General features: G+C 41.5%; 25 protein-coding genes. 9 read left to right on the top strand and 16 right to left on the bottom strand.

All coding sequences use genetic code 11. From position 1 onward, the window contains the following. The first annotated feature begins 19 nt into the window (after positions 1-19). Positions 20-439: a regulatory YrvL family protein gene (locus tag AAYR28_RS04045; RefSeq protein WP_120208565.1), complete on the top strand. Its 420-nt coding sequence runs from the start codon at positions 20-22 to the stop codon at positions 437-439. Here AAYR28_RS04045 and AAYR28_RS04040 read toward each other — a convergent pair. The 4 genes from AAYR28_RS04040 to AAYR28_RS04025 all read right to left on the bottom strand — a co-directional run bounded on the left by AAYR28_RS04040 (position 375) and on the right by AAYR28_RS04025 (position 5,184). Next, positions 375-884 (bottom strand): DinB family protein, encoded by a 510-nt coding sequence (locus tag AAYR28_RS04040; protein ID WP_120208568.1) that lies wholly within the window; start codon positions 882-884, stop codon positions 375-377. The two genes, AAYR28_RS04045 and AAYR28_RS04040, sit on opposite strands and share 65 nt — an antisense overlap. 61 nt (positions 885-945) lie before the next feature. Next, positions 946-3,540: a YfhO family protein gene (locus AAYR28_RS04035; protein ID WP_101676722.1), complete on the bottom strand. Its 2,595-nt coding sequence runs from the start codon at positions 3,538-3,540 to the stop codon at positions 946-948. A gap of 87 nt (positions 3,541-3,627) precedes the next feature. Further along, the gene (locus AAYR28_RS04030) at positions 3,628-4,611 is read right to left on the bottom strand and encodes a glycosyltransferase family 2 protein (protein WP_024425218.1); all 984 of its coding nucleotides are present in this window, start codon (positions 4,609-4,611) and stop codon (positions 3,628-3,630) included. A gap of 300 nt (positions 4,612-4,911) precedes the next feature. Further along, positions 4,912-5,184 carry a YfhJ family protein gene (locus AAYR28_RS04025; RefSeq protein ID WP_024425219.1) on the bottom strand — a complete coding sequence of 91 codons (273 nt, stop codon included), beginning with the start codon at positions 5,182-5,184 and terminating at the stop codon, positions 4,912-4,914. 116 nt (positions 5,185-5,300) lie between these two features. Here AAYR28_RS04025 and AAYR28_RS04020 point away from each other — a divergent pair, with 116 nt between their 5' ends. Then, complete coding sequence (locus AAYR28_RS04020; protein WP_003217849.1) at positions 5,301-5,450, top strand: small, acid-soluble spore protein K; 150 nt, start codon at positions 5,301-5,303, stop codon at positions 5,448-5,450. 25 nt (positions 5,451-5,475) lie between these two features. Beyond that, positions 5,476-5,649 carry a YpzG family protein gene (locus tag AAYR28_RS04015; RefSeq protein WP_008360604.1) on the top strand — a complete coding sequence of 58 codons (174 nt, stop codon included), beginning with the start codon at positions 5,476-5,478 and terminating at the stop codon, positions 5,647-5,649. Positions 5,650-5,736: 87 nt separating this feature from the next. Here AAYR28_RS04015 and AAYR28_RS04010 read toward each other — a convergent pair whose 3' ends face one another. Then, on the bottom strand, positions 5,737-6,051 hold the full coding sequence (locus tag AAYR28_RS04010; protein ID WP_101676721.1) for a YfhH family protein: 315 nt from the start codon (positions 6,049-6,051) through the stop codon (positions 5,737-5,739). Between the two features lie 3 nt (positions 6,052-6,054). Next, positions 6,055-6,846 carry a recombination regulator RecX gene (gene recX, locus AAYR28_RS04005; protein ID WP_024425808.1) on the bottom strand — a complete coding sequence of 264 codons (792 nt, stop codon included), beginning with the start codon at positions 6,844-6,846 and terminating at the stop codon, positions 6,055-6,057. Positions 6,847-6,939: 93 nt separating this feature from the next. On the opposite strand from recX, the gene AAYR28_RS04000 reads away from it, so the two are divergent. From AAYR28_RS04000 to AAYR28_RS03990, 3 genes are all read left to right on the top strand, one after another. Next, entirely contained in the window at positions 6,940-7,836 is an 897-nt protein-coding gene (locus tag AAYR28_RS04000) for a TIGR01777 family oxidoreductase (RefSeq protein WP_024425809.1), read from the top strand. A 52-nt stretch (positions 7,837-7,888) separates the two neighbouring features. Beyond that, entirely contained in the window at positions 7,889-7,999 is a 111-nt protein-coding gene (locus AAYR28_RS03995) for a YfhE family protein (RefSeq protein ID WP_017358836.1), read from the top strand. Positions 8,000-8,060: 61 nt separating this feature from the next. Continuing rightward, positions 8,061-8,216, top strand: coding sequence for a YfhD family protein (locus tag AAYR28_RS03990; RefSeq protein ID WP_024425810.1), 156 nt, complete (start codon positions 8,061-8,063; stop codon positions 8,214-8,216). Between the two features lie 38 nt (positions 8,217-8,254). Here the strand turns inward: AAYR28_RS03990 and AAYR28_RS03985 are convergent, their stop codons facing one another. Beyond that, positions 8,255-8,842 carry a nitroreductase family protein gene (locus tag AAYR28_RS03985; protein WP_111927645.1) on the bottom strand — a complete coding sequence of 196 codons (588 nt, stop codon included), beginning with the start codon at positions 8,840-8,842 and terminating at the stop codon, positions 8,255-8,257. A 271-nt stretch (positions 8,843-9,113) separates the two neighbouring features. Between AAYR28_RS03985 and AAYR28_RS03980 the strand changes: the two genes are divergently transcribed. Continuing rightward, positions 9,114-10,370, top strand: a complete 1,257-nt coding sequence (locus AAYR28_RS03980) for a transcriptional regulator (RefSeq protein ID WP_024425225.1) — start codon at positions 9,114-9,116, stop codon at positions 10,368-10,370. A 36-nt stretch (positions 10,371-10,406) separates the two neighbouring features. On the opposite strand, the gene AAYR28_RS03975 is transcribed toward AAYR28_RS03980, so the two are convergent. From AAYR28_RS03975 to mprF, 3 genes are all read right to left on the bottom strand, one after another. Then, the gene (locus AAYR28_RS03975; RefSeq protein WP_024425226.1) at positions 10,407-10,874 is read right to left on the bottom strand and encodes a thiol-disulfide oxidoreductase DCC family protein; all 468 of its coding nucleotides are present in this window, start codon (positions 10,872-10,874) and stop codon (positions 10,407-10,409) included. A 333-nt stretch (positions 10,875-11,207) separates the two neighbouring features. Further along, the gene (locus AAYR28_RS03970; RefSeq protein WP_024425227.1) at positions 11,208-11,756 is read right to left on the bottom strand and encodes a thioredoxin family protein; all 549 of its coding nucleotides are present in this window, start codon (positions 11,754-11,756) and stop codon (positions 11,208-11,210) included. 92 nt (positions 11,757-11,848) lie between these two features. After that, positions 11,849-14,419, bottom strand: a complete 2,571-nt coding sequence (mprF, locus tag AAYR28_RS03965; RefSeq protein ID WP_120208570.1) for a bifunctional lysylphosphatidylglycerol flippase/synthetase MprF — start codon at positions 14,417-14,419, stop codon at positions 11,849-11,851. Between the two features lie 168 nt (positions 14,420-14,587). On the opposite strand from mprF, the gene AAYR28_RS03960 reads away from it, so the two are divergent. Continuing rightward, the gene (locus AAYR28_RS03960) at positions 14,588-15,067 is read left to right on the top strand and encodes a MarR family transcriptional regulator (protein ID WP_120208572.1); all 480 of its coding nucleotides are present in this window, start codon (positions 14,588-14,590) and stop codon (positions 15,065-15,067) included. Positions 15,068-15,089: 22 nt separating this feature from the next. Here the strand turns inward: AAYR28_RS03960 and AAYR28_RS03955 are convergent, their stop codons facing one another. From AAYR28_RS03955 to AAYR28_RS03930, 6 genes are all read right to left on the bottom strand, one after another. Continuing rightward, positions 15,090-15,371, bottom strand: a complete 282-nt coding sequence (locus tag AAYR28_RS03955; protein WP_034283749.1) for a hypothetical protein — start codon at positions 15,369-15,371, stop codon at positions 15,090-15,092. A gap of 12 nt (positions 15,372-15,383) precedes the next feature. Next, entirely contained in the window at positions 15,384-15,911 is a 528-nt protein-coding gene (locus tag AAYR28_RS03950; protein ID WP_061110586.1) for a YfiT family bacillithiol transferase, read from the bottom strand. Continuing rightward, positions 15,908-16,933 (bottom strand): zinc-binding alcohol dehydrogenase family protein, encoded by a 1,026-nt coding sequence (locus tag AAYR28_RS03945; protein ID WP_345808934.1) that lies wholly within the window; start codon positions 16,931-16,933, stop codon positions 15,908-15,910. The genes AAYR28_RS03950 and AAYR28_RS03945 overlap by 4 nt, the downstream gene beginning before the upstream one ends. A gap of 90 nt (positions 16,934-17,023) precedes the next feature. Continuing rightward, positions 17,024-17,527, bottom strand: coding sequence for a hypothetical protein (locus AAYR28_RS03940; protein WP_034283746.1), 504 nt, complete (start codon positions 17,525-17,527; stop codon positions 17,024-17,026). Positions 17,528-17,627: 100 nt separating this feature from the next. Then, positions 17,628-18,374 carry an anti-sigma factor gene (locus tag AAYR28_RS03935; protein WP_034283745.1) on the bottom strand — a complete coding sequence of 249 codons (747 nt, stop codon included), beginning with the start codon at positions 18,372-18,374 and terminating at the stop codon, positions 17,628-17,630. After that, complete coding sequence (locus AAYR28_RS03930) at positions 18,371-18,937, bottom strand: RNA polymerase sigma factor (protein WP_061110585.1); 567 nt, start codon at positions 18,935-18,937, stop codon at positions 18,371-18,373. Before AAYR28_RS03930 ends, AAYR28_RS03935 begins: the two co-directional genes overlap by 4 nt. Positions 18,938-19,293: 356 nt before the next feature. Between AAYR28_RS03930 and AAYR28_RS03925 the strand changes: the two genes are divergently transcribed. Beyond that, entirely contained in the window at positions 19,294-19,620 is a 327-nt protein-coding gene (locus tag AAYR28_RS03925) for a YnfA family protein (protein ID WP_034283743.1), read from the top strand. Positions 19,621-19,659: the final 39 nt, after the last annotated feature.

Below are 19,659 nucleotides of genomic sequence, written 5' to 3'. Positions count from 1 at the left end.
AAGGAGTGTTTGTTCACCTATGCAGCAATCTGTTCACGCTTTATGGCAAGGGCTGAAATGGCTCATGGCGGCGTCGGCTGTCTGTTACATATTTTTGTTGTTTTGTGTGCTGTTCTTTCATTTAACGGGTGCTTTTTATCAATCGATTTTATCAATGCTTTTATTTATGGGCATCTATGTGATACTTGGGATATCCTTTGAGCATGTGGAGCATGTGCTCATGAGAGTTGTTAGAAAGTGCCGTTCCAAAAAATGCTCTATCGTTTTCTATGCCATTTCAATTCATCTTTTGTTTATTTGGGGTGCTGTCTATTTATCAGATGAATTGGTTGGCGGCATTTTACTATCTACTTCTGAGGAAATCCTCTTTGCCCTCAGTCTTTGGTTGTTTCATTTTTTGTTTGATTATGCGACGTTTTCGTTTGAGAAAGAAGCTTAGTGACTTGCTTCATATGATGGATATCATGCTCGATCAGCCCTTGGAAGTATCTTAATAACGTCAGCTTGGTTTGACCAATAAAAAAGAGTTCATTCCAGCGAGATGGTTCGATTTTCTTCATTTCTTGAAGTAATTCTGTTCTGACAGCAATAAATCGAACGATCGTCTCGCTTTTCTTTTCCTTTCTCGCTCTTTCAGCTGACTGCTGATTCATTTTGCGCACATCAGGAGCTTGAGGTAACGGCTGATCGTTCCAAAATTCCTTTAGTCGAGCCTTTAAAATAAATTCATCCCATGGAACGAAATGGGCGATAATTTCAGCCGTACTCCATTTTCCATCAGCGATCGCTCTGCGCCATTCTTTGTCTGTTAATTCCGTTAGTGACTGTACCCATTCAATGGAGTGTTCAAAATGAGCAATAGTGGACTCTTTGTTTAACGTCAAATGGTTTCCCCCATTCACATGCTTTTAAGTAGATTGTATCAATGATGAGAAAAAACACCACTTATGATGAAAAGTGGTGTTTTTTGTGTTTTCTTCGTGCATATAGGATCGCACCGATCAAACTGACGAGTGAAATCAACGCGAGAATTCTGATATAAGGCGGATAGTAGGTTAGCACAATCTCGTTTTTGCCTTTTTCTATTGGAAAACCGATAAAGGCGTAATTGGCTTGTTCAATATCGGTCTGCTGTCCGTTTACCGTGAGCTCCCAACCTTTTTCATATGGAACAGGCAGAATCATATAATCATCGCCGCGCTTGTTATCATATGAAATCGTAAAGCGGTTGTTTTCGAGCTGTACTTGCTGGCTGCCATGATCCTGTTTTTCTTTTTCATATGCCTTCTCTAGGACGCGGTAAGGCTCTTGATATAGCTTTAATTGACTCAGCTCATACGTCCCTTTTGGTACTCGAATGGAAAGGATTTTTTCCGCAGGGACTCGAATCGTCACTTCATTGACGCCTGTTTTGTAGATGGATGTATTGCTTTTTCGTGAGGTGACGTAGTGATCAACAGATAACTGAAATCCTTCGTTACGGTCTGTCCGCTTCACATAAAAGCTCACATACACATCCCCAGCGCGGGCCATATCATCTGGCAGCATGATATTCAGGCCGCCTGTTTCTCCGTATACATCAAGCACGCCATGTTCGTATATGGCTTGTATCGTATGAATATTTGTATCCTTGACTCGATCTGGCGCGTGCTCAATTTCAGCGTTTCCTTTTTTGTCTAAAACCACACCTTGCAGCATCGCATGCTCCCTATCAAGTGCTGAGGCATCTTTTAAGGATTCTTCTGAATAAACGGTGCTTGTTGTTCTTGCAAATGGCAGCGGCCGTGTATTTTCATACACTTTATAATGTTCGCTTTCCAATATTGGCTTAAAATAAGCTGGCGGTGAGTAAGGCATCGCGCTCGTTCTCATATAATACTTTCCATAGGTCAGGCTGTATAAATTCGCTCTGTCCCCCATTGTTGCATAACGGCTGACACTTTCCCGTCCCATATCGATTTGCAGGTCATTCCAGTAGAAATTGAGTAAATGCTGATTCAATATACTTGAATACGCACTCATGCCTTGAAAGCCTTCAAATAACGGGGTGTTGTTGCGCACGCCGTTCATCCAATCAATCCGGGCAAGCGGATCTTTTGAAGAGCGGCTTTGAATCTGCTGAATGAGCTTCATTTGCTCATGTCCAGCATAAGCCTCACTATTCAGATACGTATCTGATACGCTCTTAATATTGCTTCTTTCAGATAAGTAGCCCTGCTGATACACGCCTGCTGTCAGTAAGCTGACAACGATGAGCACAGCTGAAAAGAGACGAAGGTGCTGGCGTTTTTCCGTATGAATCACAAGGAAAAACAAGCTGATCACAAGCAGTCCTATGCCTGTAAATACAACAACATCCATATTTCCCTTTGCTCGTTCTGACAAGATGACTGCGAGAAGAAACACGATCCAAGCGCCTAAGACCGCACGCTTTTTCCACTTCCACTCGATTTGCGAGAAATGCTTGATGGTGATGGCTGCGACCGCTCCAACTGTGAAGGCAAGAATGTACTCAAATCTGTATTGCGGTGCTGAAAAACCATTAAACACGCTCGCCATCTTTGGACTGTAGTGAAAAATAATGAGCAGAACGCTGATCGATGTAAACATAAAAAACCACCTGTTCCGGTAAAGCGGAACGAGGAACATACAAATGAGAAAGATCACAGGTAATAAATACACCCTGCTTGTAAACAGCAGATGATCATGCAGATCAAACCAAGGTATGGATTGATCATATGGCGGCCTTATATTATTCAGAAAGCCATAGACAGACGGGACAAAAAAGGCGGCACTGATTCCAAAGGATAACAGCGTAGAGACCGCCAGCGTCCAGAACACCTTCCACCCGTTCTCCTCACTTCGAAGCTTGATGATATATCTGAAGACAAGATAGATCGCTAAAAAGATAAAATGAATATAAGCAAAGTAAAAATTGTTGATAAGCATCAGGCTGCACGCCGCAATAAACCAAGCCGGCTTACCTGTTTTGAAAATCCGTTCAACCCCAAGTACAAGCAGCGGGAGCCACATCATACTGTCGGTGAAAAACTCCCAAAATGTTTGATGCCGAAAATACACAATAGACAATCCGTAAATTGCGGCTCCTGTTAATGCGCTCAGCCTATGCTGAACCATTGAAAGAAGCACACGGTAAGCGATGAAAAGAATAAGCGTCAGCTTGATCACACTCAGCCAAATGACGGCATTTGCCCAGAAATGAATGTCCGTTGACTGGATGAAATGAAGCGCATTCATCAGCCAGACGACAGCGACTGTGACCATAAAGACAGTCGACGTTGTGAAATAATAACCTAATTGCGTATATGTACCGCCGCCTAGACCGAATTGATAGGAATAAAAGAAGTTCCCTTTGACGTATTCATCGTAAAGCAGCTTTTTAAATGGGAGCATTTGTGAGATTCCGTCTCCATCTCCTGTCATATACCGGCCTTGCGTATATTCATATAAGAAAAAGGAGTGTCCTAATAAAGCGAGAATGAGGCACATTCCTATCATTATCCATCTACGTTTCATCATCTAAATCCTTTCCACAAAAGATCCACTTTTCTTTGAAACAAAACAACCCAGCAAGCGATTCGTGCTTGCCGGTTATTTGACTCCACGTTATTTAAATAACTGTGTTAACACTCGGTCTTGTTCCTTTGAGCTTGTCTCTTGTTCCATCACATTTGATTCCTGAATTAAATAATGCGGCCTCTTTTTCGTTTCATAATAGATACGGCCAATATATTCTCCAATCACACCTAGACTCAAAAGCTGGACACCTCCGAGGAACAGCACAGCCGATATTAAAGTAAAATAACCCGGCACCATAATGCCCGTTCTGACGATTTGAATAAAGGTGGCCACGATGTAAATCAATGAGAGAAATAAGATCAGTATGCCAGTATAAAAACAAATTCGCAGCGGGCGGTTGTTAAAGGAAATGACGCCATCTATGCCATAGTTAAATAATTTCTTCAGTGACCATTTTGTATCACCATGCTGTCTTTCTACATTTTCATAATAGATAACCTTTTCTTCAAACCCAATCCAGCAAAAAAGCCCTTTTGAAAAACGATTCCCCTCTTTCAGCTGAAGCAATGCATCGATGGCTTGGCGTGAAATTAAACGGAAATCCCCGACGCCATCACGCAAGTCCACTTCTACTACCTTGTTCATCACCTTATAGTACATGGATGACAGGTAAGAGCGCAGCTTGCTGTCACCTTTACGATTTCGTTTGGCAATGACTTGATGATAGCCTTCTTCATATCCCCTGACAAAGTCCTGAATTAAATACGTCGGGTGCTGCAGATCGGCGTCCATAATAATCGCAGCTGCTCCTTTTGCATGTTCAAGACCTGCCAAAATAGCGGCTTCCTTTCCAAAGTTACGCGAAAAGGAAATATATTTAACTTTTGCACTTTTTCGAGAGAGCTCTCTCATGTATTGAAGCGTGTTGTCTTTGCTTCCATCATTCACAAAGATGATTTCAAAGTCATAATGAAAATCGCGAAACTCTTCCTCGAGTGCCTCAAAGATTCGTCTGATGTTTTCACCTTCATTGTAAGAAGGAATTATAACAGAGAGCAGTTCCCGTTCCATATCGCACCTTCTCTTCACTTTTTTCACATAGTCTGATATGTTCATTATTCCTTTTTTGTCAGAAAACGAAACCCTTTTTTATTATCCATAAATTACATGTCTCTTTAATCGTTTCATTATATCAGAGTTTTATTTCCATTGATTTTCAGCAGGATGAATTTAATGTAATTTTAAGTTTAATCATTGTAAAAAGCCTGTAATTTTGATCACAGACTGGGTATTGTTTCATAAAATTGTTTGTTCATTTATATATTTACCTATTTATTGAAAAAGATGAATGGAAGTGAAAGGGCAGCCTTTTTAGTGAAGCAGCCCTCGATTGTTTTGTTGCAGATGCTCGTTTGCCTTTGATTGTTTATTTTGAAATAAATGCAGCTGCGCTCCGTAGCTCTCGATCCACTCTTGGACAATTCGTTCTGTTGTTTCCTGTCCTTTATACTTACGGCCAGCCTTTGCATAGGTCGTTTCAAAATCACTCCAAAGCAGCTCTACCCATGTACGTGCTTCGTCATATGTCAGCATATTGTTTTTTTCCATAAGTTGTTCTGTTAGTCGCTCAAAGTATTGTTCCATGCCTGTTCCTCCTTCATCTAGCAGAAAGTGCCTTTTTAAAAAAACTTCTTTTTTCATATACTACCCTTACGTCTTCAAAAGACGCAAATGATTTGTATTGTTTGGAGGGAATCGATATGCGTAATAAAGCAAAAGGCTTTCCAAATCAGGTAAATCACAAGTTTGAAGGCGAACCAGGCGCTACAGATGCTTATGCGTCTAAACGGCCGAATGGTGAAACAAATACACGTCCACAGGAACGTATGAGGGCATCAGGGAAACGCTAATTTTTCCAAAGGGAGTGCTTGAGATATGAGTTCAAATGGGAAATCGTATATGGCAGACTTTGTTCAATTAAGGACAACCGCTTACCCTCAACCATGGGCAAATGCAAAGCATTCTGCCTCTCAGGTCAACGGAGAAACGCAGCAAACGCAGCACGACATCGTACTTCAGAACAACGTCCGTAAACAGCGTTCGAAGTAAAGAAAAGGACTGATCACTTAGGATCAGTCCTTTTTAAAATGATAGCTTTTTTCTTCTTGCAAGGTTATCCAACGCTCGAGACTCATTTCAGTCCTTTTTCGTCAGCATTGAAATCGGCAGAGCATCTTCTTTATTTGGAGCCGATACTCTGTATCCCCACGCAAAAACGCCATTTAGATATTCTACATAAAACTCTTCGTCTGTGTCTTTGATTTGATAAGTTGTTTTCGTTTGAATCGAGGCTGGATCTAATAAATAGGCTTTCGCCATATCGATTTTCCGTTCTAAAACTGCATATTCATTCACAATGCCAAGCTGCTCAGCCTTTCGAGCTTTTTCAGAAAGGGCGGCAATCTCCTGCTTCAATTCGTATTCTGTCATCTCACTATAGCGTTTTTCCATCTGTCATTCCCCTTTGTCTAAAACGTGATCAATTGTATCGAGATCAAAGCCTTTTCTGAATAAAAATTGCTTCACTTTCATCTTCTTTTCAAATGATCCGTCATATCCTACCTTGCGTTTTGCCTTCTCCAGCATATAAAGGAGGGCTTCTTCTTCCTTTTCCTCTTCTTGTCCATCATAGGCTTCTTGAAGGGCTTTATCAATGATCTCAAACGAAAATCCCTTTCGCTGCAGCTGCAGCTTGATGCGCTGCTCTATCTCTTTTGCAGAACGATTTTTTTCTTTTTTGACAAGCTTGAGAACCTGCTTTACGGCTTCCTCCAGCTGTAAGTCATCAGGGTATTGCGACAGCGCCTGTTCAATCGTGTCATCGTCTATCCCCTTGAGCTTCAATTCTTTTTTTAGGACGGACGGTCCTTTGCTGTTCGTTTTCCGGTGGGTGCTGACATAGGCTTCTGCAAATTCAAGATCATTTACATACTTATAATGCTTTAATTTGTGTATAATTTCACTAATAGCAGGTGCAGGGATTTCTTTTTTCGTTAAATAATCGGTGACTTCTTTTACTGATCTCATTCGGTAGGATAAATAATCAACGGCCTGCTGAAATCCTTTTTTCACCGAATCACCGAATTGAATCTCAATGATATCTGCTTCGTCCAGCTCTTTTCCTTTTTTCAAATCGTGCTGGACGAGCACATCTAAATCAACGCTAAAGGCGTACTTTTCATCAAGAAAGATGTTTACCCGCTCTGTATTGTTTTTCTGAGCAGAAATTTTTGTAATATAGGGCATCCTGTGATCACTCCTTTTCCAAAACAGTCAGGATGTTTCTTCTGATTCAAAATCGTGAAAGATATGGTATGTATATGAGAGGAGAGATGTCAATTGAATATCGCCATTACCGGAGGAACCGGTTTTATCGGCCAGCATGTCACAAAAGTGCTCGCTGCTGAGGGACATCATCTATATATTTTAACAAGAAATCCAAAGGAATCCGAACAAAATCATTTACATTATGTGCAGTGGCTGACCGAAGGTGCTGCGCCTGAGCATGAATTGCCTGCCATCGATGTTTGGATTAACCTTGCTGGAAAATCCATTTTTACACGTTGGACAGACAAGGCAAAAGAAGGCATCCTCTCCAGCCGTCTCAAATCAACACAAGAGGTAAGACGCATTATAGAAGCGCAGGAATCGAAACCTTCTGTGCTGATTCAGGCAAGTGCTGTCGGAATTTATGGCACATCTCAAACAGGAGATTTTACGGAGGAATCACCTCCTGCGGATTCTGATTTCTTAAGTCATACATCAAGGCTTTGGGAGGCTGAGGGGCAAAAGATTGAAGCCCTCGGCATTCGTACGGTCTACACCCGCTTTGGTGTCGTGTTAGGAGAAAAAGGCACACTGCCGCTGATGACACTTCCTTACAAGCTGTTTGCCGGCGGGACAATTGGCTCTGGTACGCAATGGGTTTCATGGGTTCATGTTGAGGATGTGGCACATCTCATTGCTTATGCGATTCATAATGAAGACCTGTCAGGTCCGCTCAATGCGACATCACCGAATCCTGTTCAAATGAAACAGCTTGGACAAACCATTGCTACTGCCCTTCGCCGCCCCCATTGGCTGAAGGTGCCATCTTTTGTGATCAAAACGGCACTTGGTGAAATGTCATTACTTGTTTTAGAAGGCCAGCGTGCTCTGCCAAAAAAAGCGCTGCTCTCTTCTTATGACTTTTTGCACCCTGAACTAAAAGAAGCGATTTTGCATTCTGGGGAATAAATGTTGTCAAAAACACCCATCCTATTAGAAATGAGATGAGGGGGCGATTTTGATGAAGAAAAAAGAACACCAGCCAACTTCGAAGCTGAAGAAAACCCAGGAAGTCCTGTATCAGCAGGAATTCAAAAAAGCGGAAAGAGCAGCAGAAAAAAGAAACAAATAAGGCGGATATTCCCCTCCAACAAGCACATAACTAAAGTGATCTTGTAAAGGAGGGAAAGGCTTTGAAAAAAGAACAACACAAAAAATCCAACCACGAGCTCGCGGCACAAGAGACGGATGGCGAATATGTTGAATTTTCCAAAGAACTTGCAGATCCGAATGACGTAAAAGCAATGGCACGTATGAAAGCAGCCGATCAGCGCGCCAAAAAACAATAAGTAAAAAAGCAGACCTTATTCAGCGGTCTGCTTTTCTTTTATTTGATTTCAGTAAGAAGACTTGATGCTTTCTGGCGTGATTTTTCCTCAGGCACCTCTTCTGGATAACCTATATGAAGGATCGCAGCAAACCGTTCGTTTTCCTTTAATCCCATGTCTTGTTGAAAGCCTTTGTCGTATAAAATACGTCCGCTCTTCCATACCATACCGATCCCTTGATCCCACGCAAGCAGCTGAAGATTTTGAATGAGCGCGCTGACAGCGGCAAAATCATCATTTCTCACAACAGGGTTCTCGTCTTCTTTTAGCACGACAAGTAAAAGCGCCGGAACCTTAGAAAAGTAATCTCTGTATTGATTGATTTTTTCTTCTTTTGCATCTGGGTTGTTGCGCTGAAAGAAAGCAATGAAGCGCTCTACAAAAGTCGCTTTCGCTTCATCCGTCACCGCATATAAAAAGCGCCACGGCTCCGTGATTTTATGGTTCGGTGCATAGACTGCATCCTCTAATAGCGGCTGAAGCTGCTCAATCGTCACCGGTATGTCTTTGAATTTTCGAATCGATCGTCTATATCTGACAGCGTCTCGAACTGTTAACGCTTCTGTTTGTTGTTTCGTTTCTGGCATATATGTCATCCTTTCAATCAACTTAATTGAAATTGATTCTCATTCACATTATAAACGTCATCTCGTGCAGTTGCAAATCAAGTATCCCTCCTCCCCGTCTAAATAGTTGTTTGACTTTTTCAAGTAATGTTACAATCATATTACGTTTTAAACAAATTTTGAGAAAAAAGCCAAGATGATGAAATGATTTTCAAGTATTCCCATTTTGTCTGATCTGGTTTTTTTGTCAAAAGGCTTTCAACCATGATTGGAAGGGAGGCTTCTGGATGGAATGAAAATCAATATTGGACAAATCATTAAACTCTACCGTTATAAACAAAATATGACCCAATCTGAATTGGCAGAAGGAATTTGTTCTGTCTCTCATTTAAGTAAAATTGAAAATGGCTCAAAGGAGGCCAATCAAGATACGATCAATTTGCTGCTTGAACGGCTTGGCATCAGCCAAGAAAAGCTGTCACAAAAGGCGCGTCATCTGCTGTCACTTTTGGATGAGTTTCAAATGAATATGTATTTCTATGCTCTCGATCAGGCTGAACAAAATGCAGAAATGATCATTCAGCACGAGGAGCAGTTCTTTTCGCTCGATTTAGGCATTCAGTATCATTTGTCCTTATTTCAATTTTATTTACTAACGGATAAACAGCCGCTTGCCTTAAAAACACACCGCGTGCTCAAAAAATTCGAAAAAACCTTTATTGAAACGGAAAAAGAAATTTTTGAATATCTTGACGGCATTCATCAAATTAAAATTGGTCAGCTTGAAGATGGGCTCAAAAAGCTTGAAAGCTGCTTTTCCTACGCTTCAGTCGAACAAAGTGATTTGTATTATCACTATGCAAAAGCACTTGGAAACATGGGACAGCTGGGTGATGCGCTTGAAGCGACACATCAAGCAATGGATTTATATAGACAAAAGAACAATTTCAAGCGGATTATTCACTGTACACTCATTCACGGCGTGATCTCACTTGAACTAAAAGCCTATCAAACTGCGAAGAAATATATAAAGGAAGTGATTTTGCACACGTCCCTTCATCCTGATGCCTATATTAAAATGTCCGCTTATTTTTATTACGGGGTGCTCTTAAAACGTGAAGGTGATTTCTCTTCAGCTGTGCCTTATTTACTAGATTCACTCAATTACTTTAATCAAGAACAGATAGAAGACCGTTACTGTGAAACGCTATATGAAATTGCGACACTATACGCTGAATATGACCGCAAAAAAGCACTTCCCTACATACACGAGCTGTTAAAACAGCCTCGTATTCAGCCAAACTGTTTATATATGATCAAAATCTATAAATTGATGATTGAGGAAAACCCACTTGATTTGAAAACCTATTTGGTCGAAGCAGCCCTTCCTTACTTTGAACACAATGAGCTGCACAGTGAATATTTGTTTGCTCTTAGGACCTTACTTACCTATGCAGGTGCTGAGCTTGATGAGCAGGCCTATAAGTCCTATACAAAGAAATTGCTCGATCATTTAACAGTATATCTTCCCTATTACAAAAAAGCATGACCTTCTGCCGTTCGAAGGTCATGCTTTTTCTATTTATTAAATGGTCTCTTGTTGATCTGTATCATGATGGTTCACCCGTTTGACAGAATGAATATACCGTCTTTTTGCAAAGAAATCGTACGCATGCTGTCCAAATCCAAGCCAAATACTGAGCACGATGAATGGGACCGTTCCCCATAAAGCAGGGATATGGCAGGCCATACGCAGCCAAGTATAAATCCCTGAATTCTTTTGATTTTTGGCTAGGGAAATAGACACAATTCGTTTTTCCGCCTTCTCTTCACTGATTTTATTCAGCCTGAGCAGCTGCGAGTGTCTAAAGGATTCAAAGTGAATCCGATTTTTCCAATCGAGTGATCTTAACACATCAATCGTTTTTGCACATGCAGGGCTTTGTCCGTCATAAAACACAAGCAGCCTCAGTGATTTAATGGAACGCTGTTCTCTTTTTTTCGATTCAGCGAGCTTCTTTTTTTCTTGATCGAGATAAATGATTTTTTTCATAAATTGATCGCCTGTCCTTTTCCATCATTTTTTTAGTTCGTTCAAAGGAGATTACAACTAGATTACTATAGTTGCTGGGCCTCTTGTATTGGGAAAAAGCCAACCGTTGTGCGTTATATGAGCCTTTGGATAAGGGCAAAATCATTGATTTCATAGCATATATGAGGTTTTTCAACTAAAAGTGGTTGGGAAAATCGTGGTGCTTTGCGGTTTTCTGCGGTATTTGATAGAATTCTGCGGTTTTCTACATCTTTATGCGGTGGTTTTGTAGGTAAAACGCAAAAACAAGATAAAAAAAGACTACTTCCCATTGCGGCGAAGTAGTCTTTTGGTTTATATTTTTGCCAAAACTTCTACTATTTCTTTCTCAATATCTTTCCATAAGTAGCGGTCTGTCGTATAGTGATGTGCGGCTTCTTTCGCAAATACTTGAAAAGCTTCTTCATAATCAGGTGCATCTTTGTCCGGTTTTTTCTCGTCGACAAAGCGCTGCGCCTCTGCTGAGCGAGGTCCCCATTTGCCCACTTCATTCCCGTCCTGATCAATGATGACGATAATCGGAATCGATCTTGCGGTCCCGTTCGTTAAATACTGATCCATCAGGTCTAGATGCTCATCCCGAATGAAATAGCGCGCATCAATGAGTGCTTCATTTGCAATACGCATGAAAATTGGAACATTGACCATCGCATCTCCGCACCAATCCGCTGTGATGACAAGTGCTCTGAGCTTTTTCTTTTGCAGCTTTTGAAGCAGCTCTTTTTCTTTTTGATGAATTGCATACTGGTTGTACACCGTGAGCAGATTTTCCCGGTTTTTCTCCATGTTGTGTACATATGTACGTTCAGCTAATCCCTTTGTAAACCATTCATTTAATGTCATATGAACATCCCCCTTACCCTTCAACTTTACCACTTTTGCTATTCTTTTGTCTAAAAAAACCTTCACCTAGTGAAAGGTAAAGGTCTTTTGGTTTATGGACGCTGCTTTCGATTTGGGTCCATCCCGATCAGCTTGGTGACAAGTACCATTGTGACAGGCAGTGACGTATTCTTTTTATACGCTAAATATTTCCCGCGCCATTCAGGCTTATATTTCTGTTTAAATGACCGTAAACCGCTGAAGCTGTACATGTATCTGACATTGTTGAAAATAACACTCGCCAAACGCTCCGTAAGAAAGGACTGATGGAACGTCCCCACATTCGATAAAGGTGCCATTCCCATGTTAAACGATTTGTAGCCTCTTTCTTTCGCCCATTGAAACAGGTGGATAAACAGCGCATCCATCATCCCGTTCGGTGCATCATGCATATGACGCATTAAATCGATGGAAATCTCCCCTTCTTGATACATCGGCATCAATGATACAAAGGAAATGATCTGCCCTTGTTCATCCTTTAGAATCGCAATCGGTGCTTTTTGAAGATAGTCTTCTTGAAAATAACCGAGCGAAAATCCTTTTTCTTTTTTCTTTCCGAGCCAGCTGTCAGAGATCTGTTTTAAGGTTGAGATCAACTCATTTGAAAAGGGAGGTTCCAGCATTTCAAAGGTGTAGCCTTCTCGTTCAAATTTATTCGCCACAGCTCGTAAATTTGATTTTTTCTTACCTGACAGAGTAAACGTTTCTAAATCGACCATGGCTTCTTCCCCAAGCTTAAAGAAGTGAAAGCCTAAGTCATGATAAAGAGCCATCCCTTCTCGTTCTACTTGATAAAAAGCGACGCGGTAGCCGGCTTTTTCTGTCTCCTGTAAAAACTCTTCAAGTACAAGCGGATAAGAAGCCTCACGTCCAGATGGATCTCCGAGCACAATGACGCAGCGGCCAATTCGCCCAAACTGAAGCATCGCTTCTCCATCACTTGAGAAAAATAGTTTTTTGTCGCCTAAAAAGCCAAGATGACTGAGGGCATTTCCGCCCTTTTCTTCTAAAAACGTTTTTAATTTTTCATCATCTGCTTTTTCTCCAATCGGAAAGGCTTTCTTATTAAAAATCAATTTACTAATGAAGAAGAAAAGCGGTACACCGATGAGAGCGATCATGCTTGTCATCGTGATATGCCGTTCATTATGCACCAAGTAATCCTTACTCAAGAAATGCCCGATTTTTGTCCAAATAAAGTTGCCAATCACATTATAGTTAAAGAGCACGAATAAATAACCAGCGGCAGCCGTCACAAACTGATTTAAGGAGTAAGGTGCCTGCTGCTTCACAAATTGATTTCGAAGAGAGAAAAACACAGCCATGATGACTGGCAAAATAAAGATCAGACTGAGGTTAAACCCCTTTAACAAAGTAAACACAAAACCGCCTGCTAAGGAGATCATTGTCAGCACGTACGATCTTTTCGTTCTTTTATACACTTCAATGGACAAAATCATCAGAATGATTCCGAACATTAAAGAAAGACCATTAAATCCTGATAACAGAAAGCGCGGAATGCTGGTAATCACACCTAATCGATCGACTGGAAGCACAACAGATGCCATGATAAGCAAGCCGCTTCCAAAGGTTAAAATCGATAAAGATCCGTACAATAAACGGATTAATAAAGCACGGTGCAAAACAATTAAAACGTTCGTTGTTTCAATGGCAGGTGCCATTTTCGGATTGCCTTCAAGACGTCTAAGCGTCGTTCCCGTTAAATCGTAAGCAGCTAGACAAAGCCCTAAAATAAACGGGAAAATCGAGTACACGAAGCGGTACAAGACGAGCGCCGTCAGCACCATCTCTTTATCAAAACCAATGTATTGCATGCTCAGTAAAAAGATAAGGTCAAACGAACCAAAGCCGCCCGGAACCATACTGATTAAACCGCCGATTGACGCAATCGCAAATACACCTAAGACAATTCGGACATCGACATTCATCCCCATAGAGACGACAGCCATGTACATGACAAGTCCAGCTGCCAGCCATTCTAAAAACGATGCTCCGATATAAGCGTAAATTGGATGCTTCAGTCCATTTTCACCGCTCTCAATCGAGCTTTTTCGAATGGATGCCATGACGATATATATCGGTACAATACAGGCAAAGATAATGACAAATGCCCATAGCCACGGCTCCTGGCTGATAATACTTTCAACTGGAAGCACCCTGACCAAGATCAAATCACTGAAAATAGATAAGCCCAAAAGGACAGAGGAAGTCAAAAGGGCAATGCCTTTCAGCAATTTTTTCGTATCTGTTATGTACTCCTTATAGAGAAGCGTTCTAAGCCCTGCTCCTGATAGACCGCCAAATCCAAGAACACTGTTAAAGGAGTTTGCAATCCATGAAATGCGTATCGTTTTCCAGCCGCTGATCGGCATATTCAGGCTTTTTCGTAAAATAAAATCATATAAGGACATCGATAAAACCGCGACAAGTCCAAGAAAGACAAGAATAAACAAGTCCATTCGGTTCAAGCTGTCAATAATATAAAACGTCTTTTTAATGGAAAGTCCGCTCAGCTCCTGCTTCGCAACGAAGATTAAGACAAGGATAATTACGATCGGAAAAAGCATTTTTAAGATCGTCATACCCGTTTTTTTGTTCCACATGTTTTTCCCAACTTTCTAGGTTGCTTCATTATTTCAACTGAACATTATTATACAACAAATACCACTTGATTCATGCAGTTTAACATTTAAAAGCTTGACGAACCTTTCAATTAGAAGTAAAAATCAGTAATATAAAGAAAAAGAGCCGCTTAAAGGAAGTGAACAAGCGTGGAATATAATATTCATGACACCACCGTATTAAAAGAAGAGATTCTATCTCCAGAAGAAAAAAAGACATGGGTTCTTTATATGAAAGTGCTCACAGCTGCAGGTCTTGGAGATGTTTCTGAATGGATGAAGCTTGATATGAGTATGCCTCAAATGAAGGTGCTCATGCTGCTCAATAACCATGGCTCTCTCAAAGTATCCGAAATCGCTGAAAAAATGGGCGCTTCTTTGTCCAATATGACAGGCCTGCTTGACAGGTTAGAACAATCTAACTTTGTGATGCGAAAGCACTCTGAGCGTGACCGGAGAATCATTGTCGTAGAGCTGACAGAGGAAGCGAAAAATATTTTCAGAAGTATTTATCAAAAAGGACACGAAAAAATCAAAAATTCCCTGCAGCGGCTCAATGACGAGGAAAAAGAAAAAGTCAATGAAGGCCTTGCTATCTTAGAAAAAGCACTGCGTCCTGAACGCGGCTAAATATGAAAAGGAAAAAAGACGGTCACTTGAGGTCCGTCTTTTTTATTTCTTCTACTTGTTTATCTGAGAGGACGAAATTTTTTTGAAGAACTTCCCTGTCATCCCATAAAAGATAGGCTAAGCCAATGATGAGAAAAAAGATGCTGATCCACGTACCGCCAGGAAGCAGCTGTTCAAGTTCCTCAATCGTTCTTTCTGAGCCTAAGCTGTTACTATAACGTATCTCAAAAAGAACATATTTCGCTATATAAAACAATCCCGCCATACAGATAAACATGGCGCCGACAATTCTTCTACCAGACATGCGTTTACTCCTTTAATTCCACTGATTTCTTTTGATTAATTCCGTGATATGGGCAAGGTGATGTTTTGAATGCCAAACGTACATTCCTGCTGCATTATATAAGGACACCGTTTGTTGATCGGCAGGGTGATAATAAGAAGCGTTGAAGTCATCCTCTGACATTCCCCGCAGTAAAGTGACCCACCTGCGATGCAGACTGCTGATCAAAGGCAGGGATAAACTAATGGGCGCCTTGCTGTCAGGAAGTGAGGCAAATCCCTCCTGATCATATGGACGTATGTCCGGTGTATCTTCTGTCAAAGCAAGTTTGAATCGTAAGTATGCATTCAGATGGCTGTCTGCTACGTGGTGAATGAGCTGACGAACAGTCCATCCTCCCGGCCGATAAGGTGTATCAAGCTGCGCATCTGTAAGCGGTGCAGTCACCGCTTCATACTCTTCGGGGATTGCAGCCAGCTGATCAATCCATGCTTCAAGCTGTGCTTTCGTTTTTGTTTCAACCGGTTCATATAAGCCAATCGGATATTGTAATGACGTCATACGTTCTCCCCTTTCTCAAATCCTTCAAGTACAAATTTGCCAATCATCTTTCCATGCTCAAGTGTTTGATGTGCCTGCTTCAAGTTAGCAGCATTGATCGGACTGAGAACCTTTGTTAAAGTATGCGTTATTTTTCCCTGCTCAAATAACTCACCCGCCTCTGTCAAAAGCTCATGCTGTTTGATCATGTCCGCTGTTTCAAACATAGGGCGTGTGAACATGAATTCCCATACAAATGCCGCACTTTTATTTTTGAGTAATTGAATGTCTAGGTTGTGCTGGTTTTCGACAATGGTACAGATCGTTCCTTGCGGTTTGATGGCTTCTGCCATGCCTTTGAAATGTCCATCTGTATCATTTAAGCATAAAATAAAATCCACTTCGCCGATTCCTTTTTCCTCTAGCTGCGCTAAAAGCGGCTGATGATGATCAATGATATGATCGGCACCTAAGGACAGACACCACTCTTTTGTTTCTGGTCTTGATGCGGTAGCGATCACAGTTGCCTTCGTTAATTTAGCTAGTTGAATGGCGATAGAACCAACACCGCCTGCACCACCAATGATCAGCAAGGTTGAGCCTTCAGCATTCCGCTTCATATGCATCCGGTCAAATAAAGCCTCATAAGCCGTAATTGTTGTAAGGGGCATTGCGGCTGCTTCTGCAAAGGATAGATTGGCAGGCTTTTTCGCCACAATACGTTCATCCACAAGCTGGTATTCACTATTCGAGCCTTGACGCGTAATATCTCCCGCATAGTATACGTGATCACCTGGCTGAAACAATATACACGATTCACCCACTTCAACAACCGTACCGCTTGCATCATAGCCTAGTATTTTCAGTTTTTCTTCCTTCTGATCCTTCGGTGATCTCACCTTTGTATCAACTGGATTCACGGACACAGCTTCTACCTTCACCAGTACATCTCTGCCAGACGCTTTAGGCTTTTCGACCTCCTGATCCATCAGGCTTTGCTCATGCTCAATCGGCAAATACTCCAATAGTCCAACTGCTTTCACTCGTTCGCACTCCCCTTCTCCATTCTTTCTTTCCACATTTTATCATAATTTTCTGATGTTTATGGCTGGATCAAACGAATGACGGCACATTTATGACCTTTTCAGGGCGTTTCGCTCCCTCGCCATGTATGAAGGACGTGCCTTTTGCAAAGAAGGAACATAAGTGAACCAGCTGCTCGTTTTAAAAAATAGCTGAACGTAATAAAACTGGACGTGCTGGAGAAAAACAACGGTCAATAGAAAAAGAGTGAATGAGAGTGTAGATAGATCCGCCCTTCCTTGTATCCATTCATTGATCAAAAGAATCACAAAACCGAGGATGATGAGCTGTTCAACTCTTTGCACGAGCTGGCTAAGAAGCTGCCCGCGTTTTAATAAATCACCAGACTGGTGCTTTCTAATTTTTCTCGATTTGTAGAACCAAATGATACTTTCTGCTAAGTTATGAGTTATAAATAGTGCAATAAGCGCTATCGATAAAGGAGATGGGTGATAAAAAATGGGGACTGCAAATGGGATCACAAGAAAATAAATGGCAATCAATGCGTGTCTGACTGATAAGAGAAATAGGTCTTTTTCTATAGATGTTTTCATGTGTTTCACCTCCGTATGTACTACGTTTCAATTGCCAAAATGTTCCCCTTCGCTATCAAAAAAGGATGCCCCAAGAAGGCATCCTTTTCATGAATCAAACTTAAAAAGCAGCGCTTAGTACGACAGGGCCTTGCGGGAGCTTGTTATCCTTTTTCGGTTCAAGTGTAACAGCCACGGTATCCCATGATTCGCCTGCTTCTTTTTCAGATAACGCATAGGTGACGGTTCCTTCCCCCTTGTTATCTGTTTTAAAGGCACCGGCTGGAACCGGCTGATCTCCTTTAATAAGCCACACTTGATAAACAGCAGATGAATCAAGCTGACCCTTTAAGCCGTCTGCACTCACCACAAGTTCTTTTTTACCGTTATGCTCTATTACTGAAAAAGCACCTGTCGTTTTTGGTGATGCGGCCGATGCCAATGATTTTGTGGCAACAACCCTGACAGGTTCTTCCGCCTGTTCTTTTCCATTCGATAAGAAATACACATTTCCAGCTGCTGATATGAGAAGCAGTGCCGCAACGAGCGGTAAGAGCCACTGGTTTCGTTTCTTTTGCAGCGGTTTGATTTCGTTTGGCTCAGGTGCAGCCTTGAGCTCTTTTTTATGGCTGTTCTTTTCTTCGACTGTCTCTTCTTCAAACACCTGGGATAAAATACGGTCTTTCATCCCTGCCGGAGGTGTTTGGTCACCTGCTAGAAATGGAATGTCAGACATGAGCGATGTTAATTCTTCAAGCTCTTCTTTGCAAGCTGAGCAGTGCTTGATGTGCTCTTCAAATTGCGTTTTTTCTTCTCCTTGTAAATGCCCGTTGAAATAATCAATCACTTGATGTTTACACTGAGTCATGCCTCTTCCTCCTTTCCTCCGCGAGACAGTTTCGATCGCAAATGCTTCAATGACAATCGAACCCTTCCTTTTACCGTACCAATAGGGATGCCCAGCTTGTCTGCGATGCTCTTTTGTGTCATTCCTTTAAAATAGACATCTTCTATGATGGTTTGCTGTTCTTTTGACAATGTAGATACTGCTTCACGTATGATTTGTTTTTCCTCGTTCCATTCTACTTCTTTTGATATATCTTCTTGATGATCAGCTAAATATTCAATATGCTCATCTTCCAAAGCCGTTTCATTCCGGTTCTTTCTTATAAGATCAATGGCCGTGTTGCGTGACATCATAAATAACCACGAGGAGAATTTCCCTTTATCCGTATGATATTCTCCTATGCCGCGCCAGAGCTTGATGAAGACCTCTTGAAGCACTTCCTCCGCGAGCTCACGGTTGCCAGTCATTTTATAAATAAACGAATATAACACACGTTCATAGCGATCGTACAGCACTTCAAGCGAGGGCTTGTGACGATCATATTTGATCTTTTGATACAGCTCAAAATCTTGCAATGTGTCCATGGTCATCTCCTTCCTTTTTCATGAGAAAGAGCATGCGTATTCATCATGAAATCCTTCACGTATTGCTTATCACTCGATTTACTGAAATAAGCCTACCTTGTACTTTACTCTTTTTTCAAGGAGAAAAAAAGAGTGCTGAAAAAGGAAGTGTGCTCCTCATGAGAATGTACTTACTTTACGACATAACAGACCATTTGGATCACTCGTGGTACAAAAGTCAAGAATCCATGTGTGACCACTCTCTGATCAGCTGATTTTAGCAAACTCTCGTCTCCCTCTCAATTCAATTGAGGTAGAACGCATTCTTTCCTCATGTCATAATAGGGTGTAAATTGGAGAAATTGGAGTGTCCGTATATGATGGTGACGATTGTTCTTTTTTTATTAGCAGGTTTAGCAGAAATTGGCGGCGGCTATTTGGTATGGCTTTGGCTGCGTGAAGCAAAGCCTGTCAGCTTCGGGATCGCCGGCAGCCTCATCTTGGTAGCATATGGCATCATTCCGACCTTCCAGCAGTTCCCGACTTTCGGACGGGTTTATGCTGCCTATGGCGGTGTTTTTGTCATTCTTGCTGTATTCTGGGGCTGGTGGGTCGATCGAAAAACACCTGATCTATATGACTGGATGGGTGCTTTGATTTGTTTGGCTGGAGTCAGTGTGATGTTATTTGCGCCTCGCAGTTAATGGACCCATATAAAAAGTGCTGCCACATGCGATGCGGTC

Origin of the sequence: Bacillus safensis, from assembly GCF_039619585.1 — a bacterium.
Taxonomy (GTDB): Bacteria; Bacillota; Bacilli; order Bacillales; family Bacillaceae; genus Bacillus; species Bacillus safensis.
The sequence above is the reverse complement of the archived record's forward strand: the minus strand, read 5'-3'. Positions and strand labels throughout refer to the sequence as shown.